We start from the raw sequence: 23,475 nt of genomic DNA, 5'->3' as shown, positions 1-23,475 counted from the left end.
TAACCGGGTGATCAGATCGAGATGACCAGGCTCACTAATACCGACAGCAATGGTCGTAAGAGCGGGTTTGGCGGCAGTATCCTGCGCCAACGCGTCTGATGATTGATAGGCTTGTGAAACGAAGGCCGTCGCAACTGCTATGGCCGTCCAAACCCCGCGAAACTTAGACCTTGGCACCCCTACCAACGGCCTAGCGCGTTGAATTTGGCTCATCGAAAATGGCCCCAGCAAAAATCAAATCCCCACACATGAAGAGTGTACCACCAAAATCGGCATGGCGGCAAAGCTCTGATTAACCAGAAAGATTGGACGGAGGCCCCTAAACCGACGCCATGATTTCAAGCGTGCCCGCAACCATGTCGCCCAGCACACTGCCCAGCGCCTGATCAAAGGCCCGGATGATGTCCTTAAGCCCGCCACCTTCAGCCGTGACAACCTCTTCTGAGGCAAGGCGGTCGACAATCACCCGCTGCGGCATCTGGATCAGCGTGCCACTGATCCGCACGCGAACATCTGGCGGGCTGCCTAAGGCTCGGTCGAAGTACTCGGCCTGGAATTCACGCAGTTCACTCTTAAGGATGAAATCTGCCCGCAGACCCGTCGTTTCCCGCCCGACGGAAACGATGCGCTGCGAGGTCTCAAAACTCTCAATCATCAGAGTTTGAACCATGTTTGGTGCGCGATCAGCCCAGGAGACCGAGGCATAGTACTCGATCTGATAGGGATCAGGCCGCAGCACAATACGTGCGGTGTTCAGGCCAGAGGCAGCCACCGGCTCCTCAACTAGCAACTGTGCATCAACCTGGGGCAATCCAGGCTGATAGGTGCTCTTCGGTGTCAGCGTGTAGAGATCAGGCTGTTTGCCTCCAGGCAATGGCAAGCTACAGCCAGCGGCAACCAGCGGCAGGGCACTGCCCACACCGCCTAATAAGGCCCGACGATTAAGCTTGGTGGATTTCATGATCTTACTCCAACTCAACGCCGTCGGCGGTCGTACCGAATAGGAACTCAGTCGGTGCCCGCTCAATTCGCTCAGCGAGCAAGCTGAGGTTCGACACCAGACCGCGAAGCTCCTGGAATAGGAAGGTCAACTCGTAGAGACCGTTCGACGTGAAGTCCCCGAGGGAGTCTGAGTTTGACTCAAGGATCGTGTCGGCACGCTCAACCATCGACTGGGTGGTGGTGGAGGCATCAAACACCGCCTGGCTGGTGGTCGTGAAACTATCGAAAACTTCGATGGTTGCCGTCTCAATATTGGAGATCGACTGCCCTGTGTTCTCGCCAAGCTCATTGAACGTCTCAAGCGTGGTCGCGGTTTGATCAAGAATGCCATCGACCTTGGTCAGCATCGGGTCCATTCGGGCGCCTGCCTGGGCGATGCTGGTCAAAATCACCTCGATCTCTTGGATCGACTTGCTCAAGCTAATGATATTGTCATCGGAGAAGACCATCGCGGCCCGTTCGGTCAGACCAATCAGGTTGTTCAACAACTCCGGTGCTGCCTCTAGAAGCTCACTGAACTGGGAGCCACGGGCCGTAATCTCCGGCACCTCATCCTGGCTCGCGATCCGCAGCAGGGGTGAATCACTAGTACCCGGTGATACTTCAACGAAGATGCCACCCGTCAGACCCTGCTGATCCAGCCGCGCCTCACTATCGGTGCGGATTGGGGTGTCGGCATCCACCTCAATGTAAACGCGCACCCGGGTTAGGGTTTCGGGGTCAATGCCAACCTCTGTTACCTGGCCGACCGGAACCCCCAGCAGGCGAACAGGGCTGCCAACCTGCAAACCAGTGACCGAGCGATCGAGATAGACGCGATAGCGCTGTGCATTGCCTTCCAAATCGGCATTGGTCAGCCAGGCGATGAATGTCAGGGCGAGCCCGACAAACAGCACGACGAACCCGCCGACCAGAACATCATTCGATTGGTTTTCCATGCTGCTTAGCCCCCTTGCTGGCGCATTGCTGCGTCAGGCCTTCTCTTGTTCAGCACCGGCCGCTCTTCCCCTTGGACCTGAGAAATACTCCTTAACCCAGGGGTGTCCCTCTTTCTGAACTTCCGTGATGGTACCGGTCACGATTCGCTTATCAATCAGTACCGCCAGGCGATCACAAATTGCGATTAAGCTGTCGAGATCATGAGTCACCATGAAGACAGTCAGCCCCAAGGCCTGCTGTAAGTCACGGATTAGCTTGTCAAAATCTGCGGCGGAAATCGGATCGAGGCCGGCTGTCGGCTCATCCAGGAAGACGATATCGGGATCGAGGGCGAGCGCACGGGCAAGCCCAGCGCGTTTGCGCATACCGCCCGAAAGCTCTGACGGGTACTTATCAGCCGCGTTCGCTGGCAGGCCGACCATCTGCAGCTTCACCCGTGCCGTATCATCAATGAACTTCTTGGAGAGGTCGCCGCGCTCTTGCATTGGCAACGCAACATTCTCAGCCACCGTCATAGAGGAGAACAGCGCACCATCCTGAAACAGCACCCCACACCGTCGAAGTAGCGGCAGCCGATCCATCGGCTTCAGTGCCCACATGGATTGATCAAACATCTTGATCTCACCTGCCGCTGGTCGAAGCAGGCCAATAATCTCGCGCAGCAGAACCGACTTACCGGTGCCAGAACCACCGACCACGCCCAGAACCTCACCGCGGTAAACATCGAGGTCTAACCCATCATGGATAACTTGAGCGCCGAACTGGGTCCTGACGCCGCGAACCTGGATGATTGCTTCCAGTTCACCCTCAGTTTTCTTCTCAGAACTCATATCCCAAGCTCCTGGAACAAGATGGAGAACAAAGCATCCAGAACGATCACCAGGCAGATCGAGACCACGACAGATTTCGTCGTCATCTCACCCACGCTTTGCGCACTGCCAGAAACGCGGAGCCCTTGGAAACAACCAACCATGGCAATGGTGAAGGCAAAGACCGGCGCCTTAATCAGGGTGACCAGCAGGTCATTGAACCCAACCGCCAACCGTAACTGCTCAAGGAAGATGGCGGGCCCAATATCCAGCGTGAAGTAACCAGCCAAACCGCCACCTAGCAGTCCGGCCATCGCCGCATAGAAACCAACCAATGGCAGGGTGATGACGAGGCCCAAAATCCGGGGCAGCACCAAAACCTCAATAACGTCGAGGCCCATGGTGCGCATGGCATCCACCTCCTCATTTACCTTCATGGTGCCGATCTGTGCTGTGAAGGCTGAGCCAGAGCGACCAGCTAAGATGATGGCGGCCAGCAAGATGCCAATCTCACGCAAGACCGCCAGACCAACAATATCGACCACCAGGATCTCAGCGCCAAAGTTCTGCAGCTGAATTGCAGACAGATAGGCGAGCACCATCCCGATCAGCAACGATAGCAACCCAACGATAGGCAGCGCGTTGATGCCCGTGGTCTCCATCTGATTGACCAGGGCCTTTAAGCGTAAGCGCCTTGGGTCGAGCAAGGTTCGACCCAGCACCCCTAGGATCAAGCCGAGAAAACCGAGTAGGTCCCGCCCCTCATCCATCACATGCTTTGCGCCACGCCCAAGACGGGCCAGCATGTTCACAATCGAGCTGCCTTCGGGCGGGCATGGTTCAATCTGGTCCGCGACCGCCAGAACCCGGTCGAGTAGCTCTTTCAAACGCGCCGGGATCGCGGCGAAGGTTACATCGACCTTCTGCCCGACCAGATCATTGCGTAGCTGCATAAGGGCGGTTGCGCCGAAGGTATCCAGGCTATCAACACCGGCCATCTCAAACGTCACCTGGCCATCTGAAACGCCGGACAGCTTCGATCTGATTACCTTGATGACACGCTCAATCTCGGGCCCTTGTGCCAGCAACCAATCGCCGGACAGCGTTAGCTGACGCCCCGCACCATCCAGCCGCCATTCTATTGGCCTGGCATTCGAACTGGCTGTATTGCTGGTTGAAGACATGGAGTTTTAGCAAAGCCTAACCGGCTGTTTTCAATCTGGATCAGTGAGCGCTTGGCCCCTGCCACACTTGGCCATAGGATGGCGCCGCTTTCTGCCTCGCCGACCCTCAACACAACGCCATGGACCTGAAGCAGCATATTCGCGGCATCCCGGACTTCCCCAAGCCGGGCATCCTTTTCTACGACATTTCGACCCTGCTGGCCCATGCCGGGGCTTGGCAGCACACCATTGACACGCTGGCGACGCAGATCGGTCACTACAAACCAGACGTGCTGGTGGGCATTGAATCCCGCGGGTTCCTGGTTGCGGCCCCGCTAGCGTTGAAGCTTGGCTGTGGTTTCGTGATGGTGCGTAAGCCAGGCAAACTGCCGGGTGACGTCATCGCCTTTGATTACGATCTGGAATACGGCACCGATACGCTAGAGATCCAAAAGGACGCGGTCCAACCAGGGCAAAAGGTTGTCGTACTGGATGACCTGCTGGCCACCGGCGGCACCATGGCGGCCTCAATTCAGCTACTGCAAAAGATCGGCGCAGAGGTGGCGGCGGCCGGCTGTATCATTGAGCTGACCTTCCTCAACGGCCGGGACAAGCTGCAAGTACCGGCTGTCACCCTAATCAAATACGACGATTAGGCTTGTGCCCTAACCAACCGGGGCAAATTGAACACCGGTGATGCGGTAGGCATAGGGCCCAGGCTCAATATAGATGCGTAGGGTTGTGCCCCGATTGCCCGGGCCAGCAGCCTTGTAGCTTACGTGGACAAACACGCCTCTCTCGTCCTCTCCAGTGCCATGGACGGTCGTCTCTATCTCCCCACGCAGATAGGGAACAACGCGGGACATGGTGGCGGTAAACGCCCGGCTTTTCAGGGCATCGGGGGTATTGCGCCAATTATTGATGACCAGCGGGCCAAAATGCTCAACGCCCTCAATCGCCTCAAGGAAGGCATAGACAGCCTCGGCAGCCTCACCCGGCGTTTCGGAGGCTGCAACGGCAGGCTGGACGCAATCAGCGAGGGCGACGGCGAATTCAGCAGGGCTGGGCGGCGAGCCACTGCCATCCTCAACACAGGCGGCAATTGGATCACTTGAGAAAAGCATCACGAGAACGGTGACAAGGCCGCCCAATGCTGCAATACCCACGGCGATCAACCGAATACCGATACCGCGCTGACGATATCGCCGCCGCGCACCAATGCTTGCTTTCGTCATGATCTGGCTACTATCCGGGCCCAGGATGGCCGGCAATGTGAGTTCAACCCAACGCCGATGACATGGTGATGAAACGATGACAGGACCAGCGCAAATCAACATTGGCTTTATCACCGACGCCCACATCGCGGCAGATGGTGCCCCGATTTGGCAAGGGATCGATAGCGTTGCCAACCTTCAGAAGTCAGTGGATTGGCTGAATGAGCAACCGCTCGACGCTGTTGTTCTGGGTGGTGATCTGGCCGATGCCGCCGATATGGAAGACGATGCAGTGGCACAGGCCATGTATCACGCAGCGATGCCGGTGCTTGAGCAGGTTAAGGCCCCCCTGCTCGCCATTCCGGGCAACCATGACCGCCATGACCTGTTCGCCGACTTCCTGGACAAATTTCGGGAAGATCAGTCGGCGCCAGATATGTCCCATCAAGTTCTGATCGGTGATTGGCGCCTACTACTGCTGGACACGGTTGAACCGGCACAGATTGAGGGCTCAATCTCTGACCTAACCATTGATTGGCTAGAAGAGATCTTTGACGCCGATCCCGATAAACCAACGCTCGTCTTCACCCACCACCCACCCTTCGGTTGCCACGAAGACCCTGAAATGGACATGCCATTTGGCAATGATGACCTGCTCACCAATGTGCTGGCGAAATGCACGGGCTTGAAGGGCTTGTTCGCCGGGCACTACCACCGTGAGATCGCCTGGCAATGGAATGGCGCGCAGTACCACGTGGCCCCTGCAACAGCCGGGCAGTTTCAGCACCCTAAGCTTGGCGGCGACATTAAGGGGCAGGACAAGTGGCCAACCCCAGGGCTGCAGCACCTCAAACTGACCGGGGCTGGTGGCGATGCCGCGCTGGCGGTTGAGACAATCTGGCTAGGCCCCAAACCGNAAGCTGCATAGCCTTTCCGGCGCGTCACACTAGGTTGGTGCTTAACCCATTCGTGTCGCACCACCGCAGATGTCAAAGCCTCGCCTACATATCGTCTGGTTCAAGCGTGATCTGCGCGTGGCTGATAACGCTGCGCTAACCGAGGCAGCCGTCGCAGCGAAAAGCACGGATGCATCGGTACTGCCCCTCTATGTTGTAGAGCCTGAGCTGTGGTCGCAGCCTGATTACTCCGGCCGCCAGTTTGCCTTTCTCTCAGAGTGCTTAAGCGACCTAAGGGCTGATTTAGCCAAGCTAGGACAACCACTGATCATTCGAGTGGGTGACGTTCTGAGCGTGCTGAACAGCTTTGCCAAAGCCCATGAGATCACAGGGTTGTGGTCGCACCAGGAAACCGGCAACGGCTGGACCTTCAAACGCGACATCCAGGTTGCTGATTGGTGCCTGGACCATGGCGTCGAATGGCATCAACCCCTGCAGCATGGCGTGTTCCGCACACTCTCCAACCGCAATGGCTGGGCCAAGCGTTGGGAACAAATGATGCGGACACCTCAAACTCAACCTCCGTTGTTGTCGCCACTGGATGGCGTGGATCTAGGTGAGTGCCCAACGGCCAAACAACTAGAACTGGTCGACGATCCCTGCCCCAACAGGCAGACCGGTGGGCGCGTTGAGGCTGAGACCACCTTGAACAGCTTTCTGTTTGAACGTGGCGAGGATTACCAGAAAGAGATGTCGAGCCCGGTGACGGCCTATGATGCGTGCTCTCGGCTCTCCCCCCATTTTGCCTTTGGCACCCTATCCATCCGGGAGGCAGCGCAGGCAGCCTGGGATCGGCAGGATCAGCTCAAAGCCATGGATAAGGGGACGAAGGGTAAATGGCCCAGCGCCATGAACAGCTTTGTTGCACGGCTTCATTGGCACTGCCACTTCATGCAGAAGCTTGAGAGCGAGCCACGATTGGAGTTTCAAAACCTTCACCCAGCCTATGACGGCCTACGTGAAGGCAGCTTTAGCCAAGGCTTTTTCGAGGCCTATCAACGCGGCGAAACCGGGTTCCCCTTTGTTGATGCCTGCCTTCGTGCGCTCGCCGCCCATGGCTGGATCAACTTCCGCATGCGGGCGATGCTGATGGCATTCTCCAGCTATCACCTTTGGCTTCATTGGCGGGAGCCGTCGTTGTTCCTCGCGCGGCAATTCACTGATTTCGAGCCGGGGATTCATTACGCCCAATCACAAATGCAGTCCGGCACAACCGGCATCAATACACCGCGCATCTACAATCCGGTGAAGCAAGGCCATGACCAAGACCCGGATGGCGCGTTTGTTAGGCGCTGGGTGCCCGAATTGGCGGGGCTTACCGGACGAGATATTCACGAACCCTGGCGGGCCGACCCTATGACCCTCCATGGTGCTGGTGTTGATTTGGGCCAAAGCTATCCAGACCAGCTGGTTGATCATGAACAGGCGGCCAGGGAGGCCAGGCAAGCGATCTGGGGCGTGCGGAAAGGCAGATCCTATCGCGACACCGCTGATGGCATACAAGACCAGCATGGCAGCCGAAAATCAGGCATCAAGCATCGCGGCGCCGAAACAAGCCGACGTCGTGCCCGAAAAGATGACGCCCAGGCAGAGCTGCTTTAACGGATCTGAGTGATGGCAAAGGGAAAGAACAAAACTGGCGGCATGCGGAAAAAGGGCGACCTACCTGAGAAGGTCTGCCCGGCCTGCAACCGTCCATTTACCTGGCGCAAGAAATGGGCCGATGTCTGGGAACAGGTGATCTATTGCTCAGAGCGCTGTCGCCGAACGACAAACGGCCCCGGTTGAACCGGGGCCGCTTCATCTAAGTATCTGGTTTAATGGCTTAGGCGTCGGCCCAGGTGCCATCAGGCTGGCGGCAAGCCGTACCGGTCATGATTTCAGTCTGGCCACCAATCTCGACGGTGTGGCGATACTCCCGGCAATATTGGCCGCTATCGCGCTCAAAGGTGCGATCAACTGTAACGGTCCCTGAGTTGCCGCTATCGGGATTGTTCCACGGAACGCTGGTACCGGTCGGTGCCGTCTCAAGCGTTTTCGCGGCGGTTTGCTGCATATAGGCCTTATCGGCACGATCCAGCGACGCACCAATCTCATTACCCAGGAAGCCACCCAACAGCACACCAGCGGCCGTTGCCGCGAGCTGACCGCTACCGCTGCCGATCTGCGCACCGGCGAGGCCGCCAAGGCCAGCGCCAAGAAGCGTGCCAAAAGTCTGCTTCTCGCCAGCATTAGTGGCGTTACAGGCCGCAAGACCGATGGTGATTGCAACCATCCCGGCAATCACGGGGAGAGAACGTCTGGTCTTCATCAATCAAATTCCTCTGAGATGGGTTCCTATCAGGCCCAGTTAATCAATTGGGGGCGCCCGCTTAAGTCCCCTGATGGTGCTTTAGATAAGTCCGCAAATTGACAAAACCAAGGCAAGTAAACGCGTCCGGCACTCACATTAGGCCCACGATTGTGTGACGAGCCCTGCAGATCGAGGGACACAACAGATTAATCCACGCATTAGCCAAGTAAGCGTTTGGCAAGGATAGCGCGGCATCATGGCTACCAAGCAGGAAACATGATGAGTGCACACCCATGTCACGCAAATCACTTCTGGCGGTCGGATTTATGGCGCTCGCGGCGCTAATTGGCCTTTTGCTCGGTGCGAAGTTTGGCCTCGGCATCGCCTGGCAAACCGGTTTTGAGATGCCTGAAGTAATCCAGGCGAATAGCAAGGTCATCAAGGGGGCGTTGGTCGCGAGCCTTTTGCTGATCATGGCGATTGGCATGGCAAATCTTAAGAGTGCAGACGCCGACAGTGAGGCTGCAGGCTCCAAAAATGCCCTCGATGAAAAAACACGGATGCGCCTGATTGAGAGCATCCTGCACAACACCAGCGATGCGGTTGTGATCACCTCAACCGATCTGGATGACCCGATTGGCCCGCGCATCCTGCTAACCAACCGGGCCTATCAATCCATGTCCGGCTATAGCGAGGATGAACTGCGCAATCAGCCGATCCCACTATTCACCGAGCAAGGGATGGATGCTGAAGAATGCATGCACCTACGCGATGCGCTCAGCATGGGCGAAACCTACCGAACTGAGATGGTGTTCTACCGCAGGGACAACCAGCAACTCTGGATGGATGTTGAGGTTTTCCCGCTGCTCGACAGCTCTGGCAAGGCAACCAACTTTGCCGCCTTTGCCCGGGATATCGGCGCGCAGAAGGAAATCCGATCAGAGCTTGAGAGCGCCAAGGAAGCGGCAGAGGCCGCAAACCGCCTCAAGAGCGAATTCCTCGCCACCATGAGCCATGAAATCCGAACCCCACTGAACGGCATCGTCGGCATGACCAACCTGCTGCTCGACACCATGTTGAACCATCATCAGCGCAACCATGTCGACATGCTGGCCAAGTCAGCGGACACGCTGCTGAACCTGATCAACGACATCCTGGACCTCTCAAAGATTGAGGCTGGCCGATTAGAGATTGAGGCCCTGTCATTCAATCTCAAAAACCTGGTCCTTGAACTGGTCAGTATGGTTCAGGATGGCGCAACGAAGAAGGGCGTCGAGCTGATCGTTGATATCGATCCAAACCTCCCCATGATGATCGAAAGTGACCCCGGTCGAGTTCGGCAAGTCCTGCTGAACCTGATGAGCAACGCGATCAAATTCACTGATGAGGGGCATGTCCTCCTGCGCGTCGAGCGTGCCGGTCAGGTGGACAATGATGACGTTAAAATCAACGTCACCGTCCAAGACAGTGGCGTTGGCATCGCGCCTGAGAAACGCGAGATCATTTTCGACAAGTTCAGCCAGGCCGACAGCTCAACTACCCGGCGATTTGGCGGCACCGGCCTAGGCCTAACAATTAGCCGCCAGCTAACCAAGCTGTTGGGCGGCGACCTTGCGCTCGGCGAGCTACCGGCCAGTGGAGGCTCCACCTTCTGCATGAGCTTTATTGGGCATCACCCAGACGGGCAAACCATCGGCCAGGTCCTGCGCAGCCAATCCCAAGGCGCGCTGGTCGACCGGAATATCCTTATCATCGATGACCCACCGGAGAGTGCCACCGCAATTGCGAAGATGGTCGAGGGCTTAGGCGCCCAGAGCATCACGATGGAAGACCTTATTGACCTTCCCCAGATTGCCAAGCGCCACCGACACAAGGAGAGCCGGTGGGACTTAATCATCGTTGATGAACGCCTGAGCTTTAGCAGCGCCTTTGAAATCTATGGGAAGCTGGAAGAGAGCTTCGGCTCAAATATTCCGCCTATCCTGCTAATCGCCGAGGATCCGATTCACAACCGGATCGGAAGACTTCGAGAATGCCATTTCGGTGGCGCCATTGAGCGACCAATCCGGCCAAGCAATCTGGTTCGCGGCGCGGCACATCTGATCCAAGGACAGAATGATGGTGTGTTCTGGACCGCCACCAACACCTACACTCGTAATAGCCAGTCTGAGAAAACCAACCGCCATGATGAGCCCGCACCGCTTACTGGGCTGCAGGTCTTACTGGCCGAAGACAACCCAATTAACGCCCAGATATTCGTGCATGTGCTTGAGCGCTGGGGCGCCCGGGTGACGGTCGCGGGTAACGGTGTCGAGGCAATCGAAATTGCCACCTCAATGCCACTCGACATCATTTTTATGGATTGTCAGATGCCAGAGCTTGATGGCTATGAGGCAACACAGAAGCTTCGAGAGATGATGGACAGCGAAGTTCTGACCAAGACCCCCATTATCGCGCTGACCGCTAACGCCATGAAGGGTGACAGGGAACGATGCCTTGCCGCCGGTATGGATGATTATCTGTCCAAGCCGGCCCAGCCACGGGACATTGCAGCCATGATCCGCCGTTGGTGGAGCGAGCCAGAGGAAGACGCAGGAGCCGAACCAGCGCAGGAAACGTTGGTGGCGAAAACGGACCTGAAAGACCAATCAAGGCTGATCGACCAACAAATCTACGAAGATTGCGCCGACATCCTCGGCCCGAAACACGCCGAGGTCATTACCGACTTCGTCGACCGGTTGAGCGCAATGCTGCAAACCCTGGCCTTTGCCTATGAGGGTGAGAACTTCCAGGCGATGGCAAAGCTAGTGCACCCGTTTAAATCATCAGCGGCCCAGATCGGCGCTGTTGCAATCAGTGAGCAGTGCCGCCGCATCGAAACCGCAACCCGAGATAAAAAGCCGGACGAGATCGACCATGACAGCCTAACAACGACGCTGGTTGAGTTGCGTGAGGTGTCAGAGGAGAGCGGCACCTTGCTGCGCAGCATGGTGCATCAGGCGGCACAGCGGCCAGACCACGGAAACGCCATCTCAATGCCAGCCTAGGTGGTGATTAAAAACCCCAGTTGGCTTTGAGTAGTTCAATTGACCTGCTCTGCATCTGATCTGGCTCCCCCTCCGCGGCGGCAACATTGGTCATCATCTGCAAAACATCTCGCCGATGCTGCTCGGATAATTGATCATCGATCCTGTGCCTTAATCGATGGATTACACTATCGATCTCACCGGCATCTCCTGCAGCCCATTTAGCCTGGGCCAACATATCAGAGGCTCCCTGATCCGATGTCTCGAAGACGCGCTTGATCTCAGCCTCGATAGCTTTCTCGCGCGATCAGTCAGGGTGCCGCGTTCCCGAGCTAACATAACAAGAATTACAGCCACAGCTTGCTGGGGATCAGTAATCGTATCCAGAGGGCGGTTCTTGTTCTTCTTGGACCATTTATATCGACGGTACAGTCCCTGACCTTCCGATCCAATTTCTCGCGCAGCCCCCATGCCCAGGTTCAGTCTGTAGAGGAAAAACGCAATTGCTCCCAACGTTCCCAAAACACCCAGTATGATATGCATGATTGCTCTATCCCCAATCGCCCCGAGTACAGTTACTCTGAGAGAACTGATAGCACAAAACACATAATCTTAGCAGCATTCACTAATATTGCTTAGGCGGTGATGAGTTTGCTCAAGCTCTCGACCGTGTCCGCCTCACCCGTTGGTTTGTCCCAGCGGATGCGGTGAATGCGGGGAAAGCGCATGGCCAGGCCGGATTTATGGCGTGTGCTCTCATGCACGCTGTCGAAGGCGACCTCGAGGACGAGGCCTACATCCTCGCCAAACGCCACCTCCCGAACGGGGCCGTAGCGGGCCGTGGTGTTGTTGCGGACAAACTTATCGATCTGCTTCAACTCATCATCGGTGAAACCGAAATAGGCCTTACCAACAGGGACCAGCTCTCGCCCCTCCCCGTCCGCTTTCGGTCGCCAGGCGCCAAACGTGTAGTCAGAATAGAAGGAGGAGCGTTTGCCATGACCGCGCTGGGCGTACATCAACACGCAATCAAGCAGCAGTGGGTTCCGCTTCCACTTAAACCAAGGCCCCTTTGGCCGCCCCTGCAGATAGGCCGAGGCCTTGTGCTTTAGCATCAGCCCCTCAACCAGACTATCTGGCGCATCACGGCTCGTGCTGCGGATCTCCCCCAGCTCATCCCAGCTCCCAAACTCGACGAGAGTGGAGAGATCCATGCGCTTAGGTGTGGTTGTCTCAAACCAGCCCTCAAGCCGGCCACGGCGTTCATCAAATGGCAATGGGCGCAGATCCTCCCGGCCATCGAACAGGATGTCATAGACGCGGATATGGGCGGGTGCGTCGGCCAGCATCTTGGCCGTAACCGTCTTGCGGTTCAGGCGCTGTTGCAGGTCATTGAAGGATGCGACCTGACCATCCCGGAAGACCAATAGCTCACCGTCCAGCACGGCCTCGAAATCAACCGATTCGATAATGTCAGGAAAGGTGCGGGAGATATCATCGCCGGTGCGGGAATAAAGCCGGGTAATCAACCCCTCACTAGTGCGGCGGGAAGCCAGCTGAACCCGGATACCGTCCCATTTCCACTCTGCGCGATAGTCATCCGCCGACAGCTTGGCGATGTCATCAGCCTCCAACGGGTTGGCAAGCATGGGCGGGCGGAAGATGGCACCCTCTTCAATGTTCGGCTGTTCGGCCTTGCCCTCCAACCATTCGAACAGGTTCAGATAGGGCGGCGCCAGCCCGTGCCATATCTCCTCAATCTCCGCGACATCGATCTCGGACCATTGCGCGAGAGATAGCTTGGCCAGGCGTGCCGACACCCCAATCCGGAGCCCACCGGTCATCAGCTTGATCAGCGAGTACCGTTCATTGGGCGCCCCACGATCAAACCAGGCGGCCACGATGCCCGGCACCTCGGCCCGCTTTGCGGCCTGCAGGGTCTCAACGATCTCGGTTAATCCCGGGACGGGCGAATTGGGTTTGGGGTCTGGGTCCGGCCACATCAGGGAAGCAGTCTCGGCCAGGTCACCGACGAAGTCGTAGGACCAGCGGAACAACTCGGGATCAGTGCGATCGGCGATCAACTCCCGCACCAGCCCGGCCTTGGCATTCTTGAACGACAAATTGCCGGTCAGTGCGGCCAGCGCCCAACCACGATCCGGGTCCGGCGCATTGGCGAAGTAATCCGCCATCAACCGCAGCTTGCCATTACGGGACGGCATAAAGATCAGCGCGTCGAGAAGATCGGCGAAGGCCTGCATTACTCTGCCTCCTCCTCAAACCCGACAAGGGCTAGCGCTTTGGCTTTGCGGCCATGCAGTTGGCAGTGATGGACAATCGCCTCCTCCCGGCCATGGGTCACCCAAATCTCCGGCGCGTCCACATCCTCAAAGGTCTGGCAAAGCTCATCCCAATCCGCATGATCTGAGAGGACCAACGGCAATTCAACACCGCGTTGTTTGGCCCGCTGACGCACGGTCATCCAACCGCTGGCGAGGCAGACAACCGGATCAGGCAAGCGGCGCGACCATCGATCTTGGATCGCACCTGGCGGGGCCAGCACTAACTCGCCCTTAAAATCATCCCTCTTCATCGCGTCATCGCCGCGGACCGTGGCGGGGCGCAGCTCACCCAGATCAACGCCATGGCGCTGATAAAGATCACAGAGATTGGCGAGCGCACCATGGATGTAGATGGGACGGTCATACCCCCGCTCCCGCACCTCGGCGATGACACGCTGTGCCTTGCCGAGGGCATAGGCGCCAATCACATGGGACCGATCAGGGAACAGGCGCATGGAGTGGAAAAGCTTCTCAACCTCATGGGCCACGGGCGGATGCCGGAACACGGGCAGACCAAAGGTTGCCTCGGTCACAAACACATCACAGGGCACTACCTCAAAATCAGCGCAGGTCGGGTCAGACCGGCGCTTGTAGTCGCCAGAGATAACGAGCCGCGCACCCTTATAGGTCAGGATAACTTGTGCAGAGCCGAGCACGTGCCCAGCTGGCGCCATGGACACCTCAACCTCACCAATTGTGAGGCTCTCACCATAGCCGAGGGCCTGCTGCCGCTCCCCCGCCCCGTCACCATAGCGGACGCGCATGATCTCAAGCGTTTCAGCGGTGGCGAGCACATGCTTATGGTTTGGGCGCGCATGGTCGGCATGACCATGGGTCACTACCGCCCGTTCCACCGGACGCACCGGATCGACGTAGAAATCGCCAGGGGTGATGTAGAGACCCTGGTCCCGGATCTCGACCCAGCGCTCCGGATGGGGGGCTGCAATGCTTGCCATGGTTGTCGATATGTTTGGCGAGTGCTACGCGTCAAGGCACACACCAACATCCAATTCCGATGGCCATCATGGACCCCCTAGTTGAAATCCTGCCGAGTGTTGCTGCAGCCTTGGAAGCGGGCCAACCAGTGGTGGCGCTTGAGAGCACGGTTATCGCCCATGGTTTGCCGCAGCCAGATAACTTAACCCTCGCCCTTCAGCTGCATGATGATGTGCGCGCCAGCGGTGCGGAACCCGCCCTCATCGCCGTCATGGATGGACGGTTGAAGGTTGGGTTGAGTGATGATGATGTTGAGCGGCTGGCCACCGCCGATACGGTCCGCAAGCTCTCAACCCGTGACATCCCAATTGCGATAACAACCGGTGAGATTGGCGCCACCACAGTCGCCAGTACAATGTACGCAGCCGCCCTTGTCGGCATCCCCGTTTTTGCCACCGGCGGTATTGGCGGCGTTCACCGTGGTGGCGGTGAAAGCTTTGATGAGAGTGCGGATTTACCCGCCATCGCCAACTTCCCCGTTGCCGTGGTGACCGCCGGGGCAAAATCGATCCTGGACCTGCCAAAAACTCTTGAACGTTTGGAAACCCTTGGCGTACCGGTGATTGGCTATGGCACTGATACCTTCCCAGCCTTCTACCTTGAGAGCAGCGGGCTGCCCGTCGATCACCGCTTTGATGAGGTGGCGGATATCGCGGCCATGCTGCGCACAAAATGGCAGCTGGGCCTCACCGGCGGGGCCGTAATCGCGAACCCAATTCCCGCAGCCGCAGCACTAGACAAGGCAACCCACGATGCCGCGCTGGATCAAGCGCTAAAAGATACCAAGCAACGCGGCATCAGCGGTAAGGACACAACGCCCGCACTATTAGCGGCGATCCGGGAGGCAACAGGCAATGCCAGCCTGGAAGCAAACATCGCGCTGATCCGCAACAACGCGACCCTAGCGGCGAAGCTTGCGGTGGCGCTGGCCACTTAAACGACGCGCAACACCGCGCGGGTTACCGTTGCGGCGACATCTGCTGCCTCCTCAAGGAAGGTTGGGAAGTCGATATGGCTATCAGCCCCAGCCAGGTCACTGAGCGCCCGAACAACCAGATAGCTGACATTGAACCGCTCAGCGATCTGGGCGACGGCACCGCCTTCCATCTCAATCGCCTGGGCATCAAACTCGTCAAACAAGCGACGGCGTGTAGCCTCACAATTCATGAAGGTGTCGCCAGTTAGGATGGTGCCAAAGCTGACGGATGGTACCCGCTCCTCACCACCAGCATAAACCAGGGGGAAATCGGTTTTGCGCAGCATCGCCTCAACTCGCTTCAGCAAGGCTGGATCAGGCTCATACCCATGGGTCTTGTCGACATCGGGCAGTGGCGGCACCCCCGGTTGATAGGTGGTGATCCGCTCATTCGCCAACGCGCCGTAATCGTACTGAACCAGGCGGGTACCGATCACCACATCCCCCACCGATAGTGATGGGTCGATACCGCCCGCCACGCCAGAGAAGATAAGGCCATCGCAACCAAATTCGGTGATCAGCAATGTGGCAACCAGGGCGGAGTTAACCTTACCGATACCACTCTCAACAAACACGACCGGCCGGTCTTCAAGCGTACCGACGGAGAATTCCATTCCGGCAATCTTTTTCACCGTTTCATGACCAGCGAAGCTTGCGCCCAGGGCCGCATGCTCCTGCGGGATCGCGGACATAATGCCGATACGTTGCATGGTTTTTGGCTCCTAATAGGCCGTTAGATATCGAGGCCCGCGATCCGGGATAGCATCTCAAATTCAAGCGAGAGATAGACCAGCAAGCTGATGTAGGACACGATTTTGAGAATGACGACCAACACCGCCGCCCATCCTGCCAAGGGCTTACGTTTCGCCTTATCTGCCTCATAGGCGCGGTCAGCGACCTCTTGCTTGCCAAGGAATGGTAGAAGACGCCGGATCTTGCCGCCGGTTTCACGCTCAATCTCTGGGAACGGCGTTTCGGGGTAATGCACGGCGGGGGCAAAGAACGGCACCTTCCGGCGCTTGAAAAGCGGGACAAGTGCTAACCCGGTAACAAAGCCACCAATATGCGCCCACCAGCCAACCGAGGCGGCATCGGGGCGCCCAAAACCGCCGGTGAACGCCATCAGGACATCGAGGGCGATGTAGATACCGATTAACAGCCAGCTCGGCGCAAAGACCGGGAACTTAAAAGCGACCAGCACCAAAACCCGCGCCCTGGGATGAAGCATGACGTAGGCGGCCAGCACACCGGCAATCGACCCGCTGGCGCCGATAAGGGTGCGTGGCTCAGCGCCTGCAAGCCCCTCAACCGCGCCATACATCAGCGCACTACCCGCCCCGGTTAGCAGATAGAACAGCAGAAACTTTGCATGCCCCATGCTGTCTTCGATGTTGTCACCGAAGATGTAAAGCATCAGCAGATTGGCAAAGATATGTCCCCAACCGCCATGGACGAACTGGTAGCTGGCAAGGGTCAGCGGGTCATTGTAGAGACCCGCCCAGCTAGGCAGAAAACCGAGCTGAAAAATCAGGTTGGGTGCATAGTTAGTGGCCGCAAAAACTGCGCAATTCGCCAGAATGATCGCATAGACGATGTAAGGCCCACGGATATCCCGGAGCGGATTGCCATCGCGCAGAAACAAGAACGGCATGAAAAAACCGAAGAACTATAGGACCGTTGAAATCTTCTACGTCACCGCGGCTTTGATTACCGGGCGAACAACGCCATCTTAAATCAGCTTGGCCAGCAATGGTCATCCGCGAACCAACAAACGCCGCAAAACCAATCAACCATGTCGCGAAAAACCGCCATTGCTGAGGCCCACACTACGGCAGATCTGCCGACGGCGATTGATGGCTGGTTTAGGCATCGTGGCTGGGCACCACACGCCCACCAGCTTGAAGTGCTTGAGGCGGTTCAGACGGCCAACAACGTCCTACTGATCGCGCCAACCGGTGCGGGCAAGACCCTGGCAGGCTTCCTACCCAGCCTAACGGAACTCGTGGAAGCGCCCGATTTAGGCACCGAGCTGCACCGTCTGCACACGCTCTATATCTCCCCGCTTAAGGCATTGGCGGTTGATATCCGGCGCAATCTGGAACAGCCGATTGCCGAGATGCGATTGCCAATCCGTGTTGAGACCCGCACGGGAGACACACCCGCCGACCGGCGCAGGCGCCAGATCAAGCGCCCACCACATATGCTGATGACAACGCCAGAGAGCCTAGCCCTGATGCTGGCCACGGCGGATGGTCGGAAGCTGTTCCGCCATCTGCGCATGGTGGTCTTGGATGAGTTGCACGCCCTGGCCGATAACAAACGGGGCGAGTTGTTATCACTCAACCTCGCCCATCTGCGCACCCTGTCGCCCAAGCTTAAGTGCATCGGCCTGTCGGCAACGGTGGCCCATCCCGATGCCTTGGCGGCCTATGTTTCAGCAGAGCCAGCCAAGCAGCCACAGCCCGACGTCACCATCGTTCGCGGCCGTGCCGGTGCGCAGGCCGAGGTACAGATTCTTCACGCCTCTGGTCGCGTGCCCTGGTCTGGGCATATGGCGCTGCATGCCATGCCCGATGTCTACAAGGCGATTAAGGCTGCCGGCACCACCATTCTCTTCGTCAACACCCGCGCCCAGGCCGAACTCTGCTTCCAGGAACTGTGGCGGGAGAATGAGGATGGGCTGGCCATTGCCCTTCACCACGGATCACTGGAGAAGGAGCAGCGGCGTAAGGTTGAGGCCGCCATGGCCGCGGGCAAGTTGAAGGCGGTTATCGCCACATCCTCCCTCGATCTAGGGCTTGATTGGGGCGATGTAGATCTGGTGATGCAGGTCGGTGCGCCTAAGGGGGTGTCACGGTTATTGCAGCGGATCGGACGTGCCAATCACCGCCTCGATGAACCGAGCCGCGCCATCCTCGTCCCCGGAAACCGGTTCGAATATCTGGAATGCCGGGCGGCGGCGGCTGGTGTGGCCAAGAGTAATTTGGATGGAACCAAGCCACGGACCGGTGGCCTTGATGTCCTGGCCCAACACATCTTGGGCCGTGGCTGCGGTGGTTCATTTAAGCCGGATGATCTGTATCGCGAGGTGACGGGGGCCGCCCCCTATGCCGATCTGGACCGCGCAACGTTTGAGGCAACGCTGCAATTCGTCACCAATGGCGGATACTCGTTGCGCGCCTATGAACGCTATCACCGGCTTGAGGTTGATGAGGATGGTGCGTTTAAAGTCGCCAATCGAAAGATCGCCGCCAGCTACCGGATGAATGTCGGCACCATCGTGGAGGCCAACACCTACAAGGTCCGGCTGAACCGTGGCCGCACCCTTGGCACGATTGAAGAGTATTTCGTCCAGGGCCTAACCGAGGGCGACACCTTCATCTTCGGCGGTGAGCTGCTGGCGTTTATCGAGCTGCGTGAGAATGTGGTGAATGTCCGGCGGGCGAAGGATCATTCGGGCGCGCCGAAGGTTCCCACTTATGTCGGTGGGCGCATGCCGCTATCAACCTACCTAGCTGATGAGGTGCGGGAGATGCTGTCCGACCCGTCCTGCTGGTCTGAGTTTCCAGAGCCGGTGCAGGAATGGCTGAACGCCCAACTTAAACGCTCAATCATGCCACCCAAGGATGGGCTGCTGGTTGAGACCTTTGAGCGGGGCAATCGCCATTACCTGGTCGCCTATTGCTTTGAGGGGCGCAACGCGCATCAGACCCTCGGCATGCTTCTAACCCGACGGATGGAGCGACAGGGCAATAAGCCCATGGGGTTTGTGGCCACGGACTATGTCATTGCCGTCTGGTCGGTTGAGCCCGCAACAAATATCGACGGCCTCTTCGATCAGGACATGCTGGGGGATGATCTTGAGAGCTGGATGGATGAGAGCAGCCTCCTGCGCCGTACCTTTAACCGGGTCGCCGTGATCGCCGGGTTAGTTGAGAAGAACCAACCAGGCCGGAAGATGACGGATAAGCAGGTCGTGGTGAATACCGACCTGATCTATGACGTCCTGCGCCAGCATGAGCCGGACCACATCCTACTGCGTGCCACTAGGGCCGACGCCGCCCAGGGCATGACCGATATTCGGCGCCTCGCCGATATGCTGACCCGGGTTCAGGGGAAGATTGAACATCGCGACCTGGATCGGGTCTCCCCACTCGCCGTCCCGGTTATGCTCGAAGTGGGGCGAGAGACGGTTTATGGCGAGGCCTCAGACGCCATGCTGGAGGGTGCGGCGGATGCACTAATTGCCGAAGCGATGGCAGAGGACTAACCAATCCCGTAAGCTAATAGCCGGTTTCGGAACTAGGCACAGATATGCCCACGCAACGCATCACCCTCGCCAATCAAGAGCTCATCATTGAGCTGGCCGGCCTTGTCATCTGGCCGGAGACGCGCACGGCCATTGTTGCGGACCTTCATTTCGAAAAGGCGACATCTTTGGCGGCCCGTCGGGGCATGATGCTGCCGCCTTTCGATACCCGTGCAACCCTGGATAAGCTGGGCCGTGCCCTGGCCCAATATCAGGTCGACCGGGTCATCGCCCTCGGCGATAGCTTCCACGATGCGGGTGGCCCAGCACGCCTCGGCACCACTGAGTGGGAGCAGCTGGAGCGTTTAACCAGCCGCTATAACTTCCTTTGGATTACCGGGAACCACGACCCACATTTGCCAGCCAATCTCGGTGGCCGTGTGGTGGATGAACATGTCGAATCGGGCCTAATCTTCCGACATGAGGCGCTGACCGAACGACCGGAACCAGGCACGGCCGAACTCTCTGGCCATTTCCATCCAAAGGCCCGCATCCGCACGCCGCAGAAACCGGTCTCGGCCCNCTGCTTTGTGTTTGATGACCGCCGCCTGATGCTGCCTGCATTTGGGGTGCTGACCGGTGGCTTAAATGTGCTAAACCGCGCCGTGCGTTCACATTTTGAGACGGACTTCCAGGTTGCCATGTTGGGGCAGCGACGGTTGTTCAGCTTCTCAAACCACCAATTGGCACCCGACCGGACAGCTCGGGTCGAGTAACAAAGCCCATGTCATTTGATCTTTTGGTTCGCGGCGGCCTGCTCGCCGACGGCACATCTGCGGATATCGGCATCAAAGGCGACAAGATCGCGGCGATTGAACCAACGATCGACGCTGATGCTGGGCAGGTTATCGATGCTACGGACTGCCTCGTCAGCGCGCCATTCGTCGACCCACACTTCCATATGGATGCGACCCTCTCGCTCGGCATTCCACGGATCAATGAGTCCGGCACACTGCTTGAGGGCATTGCTCTATGGGGTGAGCTAAAGCCCCAGCTAACCACCGAGGCAGTGGTTGAGCGGGCACTGCAATACTGCGACTGGGCAGTGACACAGGGGCTATTGGCCATCCGCACCCATGTGGATGTTTGCGATGATCGCCTAACCGGCGTTGAGGCGCTGCTTGAGGTTCGTGAGCAGGTCAAAGACCGTATCGACCTGCAGCTGGTCGCCTTCCCGCAAGATGGCTATTACCGCGACCCAACGGCGGCGGAGAACGTGACCCGCGCCCTCGATATGGGCGTCGATGTCGTCGGCGGCATTCCGCATTTCGAACGCACGATGGAAGACGGCGCACGCTCAGTTCGTGCGTTATGTGAGATTGCGGCGGATCGCGGCCTTCAGGTTGATATGCATTGTGATGAGACGGATGACCCCATGTCCCGTCACATCGAAACCCTGGCCTATGAGACCCAACGGTTAGGCCTGCAGGGGCGCGTGGCGGGTTCCCACCTCACCTCCATGCACTCAATGGACAATTACTACGTGTCCAAGCTTCTGCCCTTAATGGCAGAGGCTGAGGTAGCGGCGATCCCCAACCCCCTTATCAACATCGTGCTGCAGGGGCGGCACGATACCTATCCCAAGCGGCGCGGCCTAACCCGTGTGCCTGAGATGCTGAGTTATGGGATCACCGTTGGCTTTGGCCAGGATTGTGTGATGGACCCTTGGTACTCACTGGGCACTGCGGACATGCTGGATGTGTCCTTTATGGGGCTGCATGTGGCCCAGCTGACCAGCCCGGCGGATATGCGCCGCTGCTTCCAGATGGTTACCGAAACCTCCGCCAAGATCATGGGGCTCGACCATTACGGCCTTGAGGTTGGCAAGCAGGCGAGCCTTGTCGTTCTAGACGCTGGCGACCCGATTGAAGCAATCCGCCTTCGCGCAACCCGACGAGCTGTGGTGGCGAAAGGCAAACTAGTGGCCGAAGGGCCAAGCAGCGATTACAGCCTTCACCTACCTGGCCGCCCGACGAGCGTCAGCCGCCGCCTGGTCCGATAATCGGTGACAGAAATAGTAGGCAGAGAAGCTGCCGCATGCGCAAATCAGCAGACAGTATTTTAGAGCTGGCTCACCAACAGAATAGATTAAGAGGGCCATCAGGCTGAGGGTGAATAACTCGCAAAAGCAGATGCCCATATGCCAGACCGCACCGAACTGCAGCACCGGTATGTTGTTGTCAGCGAGTGTTTTGTGCACCCGAGGAAACAGCGTGCCAAAGAACAGCAACAACCCAGTGCGCTGCAGGCTATCGGCGAGCAAGTAGGTCATCTTGCCCGATGCCAAGAACGCATAGATGATCAGGCCCAGCGAATGCATGGAAATCGCCATTCTAAGTGGCGCATTGCTTGAGGTCTTATCCACCCAAATGCCATGCAAAATAACGATCACGGCTTGCACCAAAATCGCAAACGCGGCGATGGCAGAGACGCCCTGAAAACTGTCCGTCGCCAGGTACAGAAGAATTGGCACAAAGGTAAAGCTGCTGATCACCAAGAACTGAAAGCCAAATGACAGGCCCAGCAAGTTGCGGTTCTCAGGGGCCAAAACACCCTGGAAGCACTTCTTGATATCAACATTACCGCTACCAATCAGCCGGTCATCCATGTGGTAAATGCAGATAAGACTGCCCACCCAGAACAGGGTGCACATGACGCTGATGCCGATCAGGCCAAAGCTATCGGCAAGCCAGCCCGAGACCAGCAAAGACACAAAGGTCATAAAGGTCGAAATGTAGTTCACAATGGAGAAGACGCGGCCGCGTTGTTCGTTCTGAACATAGACCGATTGCATCACCATATCCGGCGGGTTGCCCAGCCCGTTCGCAAGGCCGCTGAAGAACAGACCCAGCAGAATGAACAGGACATTATCTTGCGCGTAAGACAGGAAGATTAGGCTGAAGAAATAGGCTGCTGAGCTGAGGCCAAACGTCTTCGTCAGGCCATAACGGTTGGCCATATACGACCCAAGCGGGGACAGCAGCCCCATCAGGGTGAAATTAGCGGCCTGGTATAAGACGATCCAATGTAGGCCAACGCCAAGCTCATAGAGCCAGCCGGCGATAAACAGCCCCATGGTTAGAAAGGCAGCGCCCCTGAAAGCATTCTGCCCGTAAAGCAGGGCGTAATTCTTATCAGAAAAATACTGGCTTAAAAATTTCTTAAGCACGCCAACCTACGCGACCTATTAACCCTGAGGGGCCTGCAAAACGAGGACCTCTCCCGCGCGATCGGTAGCATTATCGATTTGCCAAAAAAAGCCCGGCTGCAACATGTGCGACCGGGCGAAAGTTTGAGAGATTGCGGGACAATCGCTGCTCTATTCGCGCGCGGGGTCGTTTTGGATTAACCGGATCTTCAAACAACCTCACTCAATAGCAAGAATGAGCAATGCTCGACGGTGGTCTGGTTTTGACGAGCATTCGTATTGCCTCATGTCATTCACGATTG

At 57.6% G+C, this 23,475-nt stretch carries 22 protein-coding genes; 9 read left to right on the top strand and 13 right to left on the bottom strand.

Annotation, left to right across the window (positions count from 1 at the left end):
- The 5 genes from KI792_00455 to KI792_00435 all read right to left on the bottom strand — a co-directional run.
- The coding region (locus KI792_00455) for a hypothetical protein (GenBank protein ID MBV6631480.1) at positions 1 to 213 on the bottom strand (213 nt) is incomplete at its 3' end.
- Positions 214 to 319: 106 nt separating this feature from the next.
- Positions 320 to 961, bottom strand: a complete 642-nt coding sequence (locus tag KI792_00450) for a membrane integrity-associated transporter subunit PqiC (protein ID MBV6631479.1) — start codon at positions 959 to 961, stop codon at positions 320 to 322.
- A gap of 4 nt (positions 962 to 965) precedes the next feature.
- Positions 966 to 1,940 carry an MCE family protein gene (locus tag KI792_00445; GenBank protein ID MBV6631478.1) on the bottom strand — a complete coding sequence of 325 codons (975 nt, stop codon included), beginning with the start codon at positions 1,938 to 1,940 and terminating at the stop codon, positions 966 to 968.
- A 33-nt stretch (positions 1,941 to 1,973) separates the two neighbouring features.
- Entirely contained in the window at positions 1,974 to 2,771 is a 798-nt protein-coding gene (locus KI792_00440; protein ID MBV6631477.1) for an ABC transporter ATP-binding protein, read from the bottom strand.
- Positions 2,768 to 3,703 carry an ABC transporter permease gene (locus KI792_00435; protein ID MBV6631476.1) on the bottom strand — a complete coding sequence of 312 codons (936 nt, stop codon included), beginning with the start codon at positions 3,701 to 3,703 and terminating at the stop codon, positions 2,768 to 2,770. Before KI792_00435 ends, KI792_00440 begins: the two co-directional genes overlap by 4 nt.
- A 350-nt stretch (positions 3,704 to 4,053) precedes the next feature.
- On the opposite strand from KI792_00435, the gene KI792_00430 reads away from it, so the two are divergent.
- Positions 4,054 to 4,569, top strand: a complete 516-nt coding sequence (locus KI792_00430; GenBank protein MBV6631475.1) for an adenine phosphoribosyltransferase — start codon at positions 4,054 to 4,056, stop codon at positions 4,567 to 4,569.
- A 9-nt stretch (positions 4,570 to 4,578) separates the two neighbouring features.
- Here the strand turns inward: KI792_00430 and KI792_00425 are convergent, their stop codons facing one another.
- Positions 4,579 to 5,148 (bottom strand): hypothetical protein, encoded by a 570-nt coding sequence (locus KI792_00425; protein MBV6631474.1) that lies wholly within the window; start codon positions 5,146 to 5,148, stop codon positions 4,579 to 4,581.
- A 76-nt stretch (positions 5,149 to 5,224) separates the two neighbouring features.
- On the opposite strand from KI792_00425, the gene KI792_00420 reads away from it, so the two are divergent.
- The 3 genes from KI792_00420 to KI792_00410 are packed head-to-tail and all read left to right on the top strand — an operon-like array spanning position 5,225 to position 7,871.
- Positions 5,225 to 6,055, top strand: a complete 831-nt coding sequence (locus tag KI792_00420) for a metallophosphoesterase (protein ID MBV6631473.1) — start codon at positions 5,225 to 5,227, stop codon at positions 6,053 to 6,055.
- A gap of 58 nt (positions 6,056 to 6,113) precedes the next feature.
- Positions 6,114 to 7,685, top strand: coding sequence for a deoxyribodipyrimidine photo-lyase (locus KI792_00415; GenBank protein MBV6631472.1), 1,572 nt, complete (start codon positions 6,114 to 6,116; stop codon positions 7,683 to 7,685).
- A 42-nt stretch (positions 7,686 to 7,727) separates the two neighbouring features.
- Complete coding sequence (locus tag KI792_00410) at positions 7,728 to 7,871, top strand: DUF2256 domain-containing protein (GenBank protein ID MBV6631471.1); 144 nt, start codon at positions 7,728 to 7,730, stop codon at positions 7,869 to 7,871.
- 37 nt (positions 7,872 to 7,908) lie between these two features.
- On the opposite strand, the gene KI792_00405 is transcribed toward KI792_00410, so the two are convergent.
- Positions 7,909 to 8,394: a glycine zipper 2TM domain-containing protein gene (locus KI792_00405; GenBank protein ID MBV6631470.1), complete on the bottom strand. Its 486-nt coding sequence runs from the start codon at positions 8,392 to 8,394 to the stop codon at positions 7,909 to 7,911.
- A 275-nt stretch (positions 8,395 to 8,669) separates the two neighbouring features.
- On the opposite strand from KI792_00405, the gene KI792_00400 reads away from it, so the two are divergent.
- Positions 8,670 to 11,423: a response regulator gene (locus KI792_00400; protein MBV6631469.1), complete on the top strand. Its 2,754-nt coding sequence runs from the start codon at positions 8,670 to 8,672 to the stop codon at positions 11,421 to 11,423.
- 7 nt (positions 11,424 to 11,430) lie between these two features.
- Here the strand turns inward: KI792_00400 and KI792_00395 are convergent, their stop codons facing one another.
- The 3 genes from KI792_00395 to KI792_00385 all read right to left on the bottom strand — a co-directional run bounded on the left by KI792_00395 (position 11,431) and on the right by KI792_00385 (position 14,700).
- Positions 11,431 to 11,694 carry a TerB family tellurite resistance protein gene (locus KI792_00395; protein MBV6631468.1) on the bottom strand — a complete coding sequence of 88 codons (264 nt, stop codon included), beginning with the start codon at positions 11,692 to 11,694 and terminating at the stop codon, positions 11,431 to 11,433.
- 343 nt (positions 11,695 to 12,037) lie between these two features.
- Entirely contained in the window at positions 12,038 to 13,663 is a 1,626-nt protein-coding gene (locus KI792_00390) for a cisplatin damage response ATP-dependent DNA ligase (GenBank protein ID MBV6631467.1), read from the bottom strand.
- Positions 13,663 to 14,700 (bottom strand): ligase-associated DNA damage response exonuclease, encoded by a 1,038-nt coding sequence (locus KI792_00385; protein ID MBV6631466.1) that lies wholly within the window; start codon positions 14,698 to 14,700, stop codon positions 13,663 to 13,665. The genes KI792_00390 and KI792_00385 overlap by 1 nt, the downstream gene beginning before the upstream one ends.
- 68 nt (positions 14,701 to 14,768) lie before the next feature.
- Between KI792_00385 and KI792_00380 the strand changes: the two genes are divergently transcribed.
- The gene (locus KI792_00380) at positions 14,769 to 15,677 is read left to right on the top strand and encodes a pseudouridine-5'-phosphate glycosidase (protein ID MBV6631465.1); all 909 of its coding nucleotides are present in this window, start codon (positions 14,769 to 14,771) and stop codon (positions 15,675 to 15,677) included.
- Here the strand turns inward: KI792_00380 and KI792_00375 are convergent.
- Complete coding sequence (locus tag KI792_00375; GenBank protein MBV6631464.1) at positions 15,674 to 16,426, bottom strand: 5'-methylthioadenosine/adenosylhomocysteine nucleosidase; 753 nt, start codon at positions 16,424 to 16,426, stop codon at positions 15,674 to 15,676. The genes KI792_00380 and KI792_00375 overlap by 4 nt on opposite strands.
- Positions 16,427 to 16,449: 23 nt before the next feature.
- Entirely contained in the window at positions 16,450 to 17,367 is a 918-nt protein-coding gene (locus tag KI792_00370; GenBank protein MBV6631463.1) for a rhomboid family intramembrane serine protease, read from the bottom strand.
- A 141-nt stretch (positions 17,368 to 17,508) separates the two neighbouring features.
- Between KI792_00370 and KI792_00365 the strand changes: the two genes are divergently transcribed.
- The 3 genes from KI792_00365 (at position 17,509) to KI792_00355 (ending at position 22,027) form a co-directional block, all read left to right on the top strand.
- Positions 17,509 to 19,986 carry a ligase-associated DNA damage response DEXH box helicase gene (locus KI792_00365; protein MBV6631462.1) on the top strand — a complete coding sequence of 826 codons (2,478 nt, stop codon included), beginning with the start codon at positions 17,509 to 17,511 and terminating at the stop codon, positions 19,984 to 19,986.
- 44 nt (positions 19,987 to 20,030) lie between these two features.
- A complete protein-coding gene (gene pdeM / locus KI792_00360) occupies positions 20,031 to 20,741 on the top strand; it encodes a ligase-associated DNA damage response endonuclease PdeM (protein ID MBV6631461.1) in 711 nt (236 codons plus the stop codon).
- An 8-nt stretch (positions 20,742 to 20,749) separates the two neighbouring features.
- Complete coding sequence (locus KI792_00355; GenBank protein MBV6631460.1) at positions 20,750 to 22,027, top strand: amidohydrolase family protein; 1,278 nt, start codon at positions 20,750 to 20,752, stop codon at positions 22,025 to 22,027.
- Here KI792_00355 and KI792_00350 read toward each other — a convergent pair.
- Positions 21,983 to 23,194, bottom strand: a complete 1,212-nt coding sequence (locus tag KI792_00350; GenBank protein MBV6631459.1) for an MFS transporter — start codon at positions 23,192 to 23,194, stop codon at positions 21,983 to 21,985. The two genes, KI792_00355 and KI792_00350, sit on opposite strands and share 45 nt — an antisense overlap.
- Positions 23,195 to 23,475: the final 281 nt, after the last annotated feature.

The sequence above is a fragment of the Alphaproteobacteria bacterium SS10 genome, assembly GCA_019192455.1.
In the GTDB taxonomy this organism is placed as follows: domain Bacteria; phylum Pseudomonadota; class Alphaproteobacteria; order TMED2; family TMED2; genus TMED2.
The sequence above is the reverse complement of the archived record's forward strand: the minus strand, read 5'-3'. Positions and strand labels throughout refer to the sequence as shown.

Coding starts and splice junctions, on each gene's coding strand:
- KI792_00450 (MBV6631479.1), bottom strand. CDS start 961: ATGAAATCCACCAAGCTTAATCGTCGGGCCTTATTAGGCGGTGTGGGC.
- KI792_00445 (MBV6631478.1), bottom strand. CDS start 1,940: ATGGAAAACCAATCGAATGATGTTCTGGTCGGCGGGTTCGTCGTGCTG.
- KI792_00440 (MBV6631477.1), bottom strand. CDS start 2,771: ATGAGTTCTGAGAAGAAAACTGAGGGTGAACTGGAAGCAATCATCCAG.
- KI792_00435 (MBV6631476.1), bottom strand. CDS start 3,703: ATGCAGCTACGCAATGATCTGGTCGGGCAGAAGGTCGATGTAACCTTC.
- KI792_00430 (MBV6631475.1), top strand. CDS start 4,054: ATGGACCTGAAGCAGCATATTCGCGGCATCCCGGACTTCCCCAAGCCG.
- KI792_00425 (MBV6631474.1), bottom strand. CDS start 5,148: ATGACGAAAGCAAGCATTGGTGCGCGGCGGCGATATCGTCAGCGCGGT.
- KI792_00415 (MBV6631472.1), top strand. CDS start 6,114: ATGTCAAAGCCTCGCCTACATATCGTCTGGTTCAAGCGTGATCTGCGC.
- KI792_00410 (MBV6631471.1), top strand. CDS start 7,728: ATGCGGAAAAAGGGCGACCTACCTGAGAAGGTCTGCCCGGCCTGCAAC.
- KI792_00405 (MBV6631470.1), bottom strand. CDS start 8,394: ATGAAGACCAGACGTTCTCTCCCCGTGATTGCCGGGATGGTTGCAATC.
- KI792_00400 (MBV6631469.1), top strand. CDS start 8,670: ATGTCACGCAAATCACTTCTGGCGGTCGGATTTATGGCGCTCGCGGCG.
- KI792_00390 (MBV6631467.1), bottom strand. CDS start 13,663: ATGCAGGCCTTCGCCGATCTTCTCGACGCGCTGATCTTTATGCCGTCC.
- KI792_00385 (MBV6631466.1), bottom strand. CDS start 14,700: ATGGCAAGCATTGCAGCCCCCCATCCGGAGCGCTGGGTCGAGATCCGG.
- KI792_00380 (MBV6631465.1), top strand. CDS start 14,769: ATGGACCCCCTAGTTGAAATCCTGCCGAGTGTTGCTGCAGCCTTGGAA.
- KI792_00375 (MBV6631464.1), bottom strand. CDS start 16,426: ATGCAACGTATCGGCATTATGTCCGCGATCCCGCAGGAGCATGCGGCC.
- KI792_00370 (MBV6631463.1), bottom strand. CDS start 17,367: ATGCCGTTCTTGTTTCTGCGCGATGGCAATCCGCTCCGGGATATCCGT.
- KI792_00365 (MBV6631462.1), top strand. CDS start 17,509: ATGTCGCGAAAAACCGCCATTGCTGAGGCCCACACTACGGCAGATCTG.
- KI792_00355 (MBV6631460.1), top strand. CDS start 20,750: ATGTCATTTGATCTTTTGGTTCGCGGCGGCCTGCTCGCCGACGGCACA.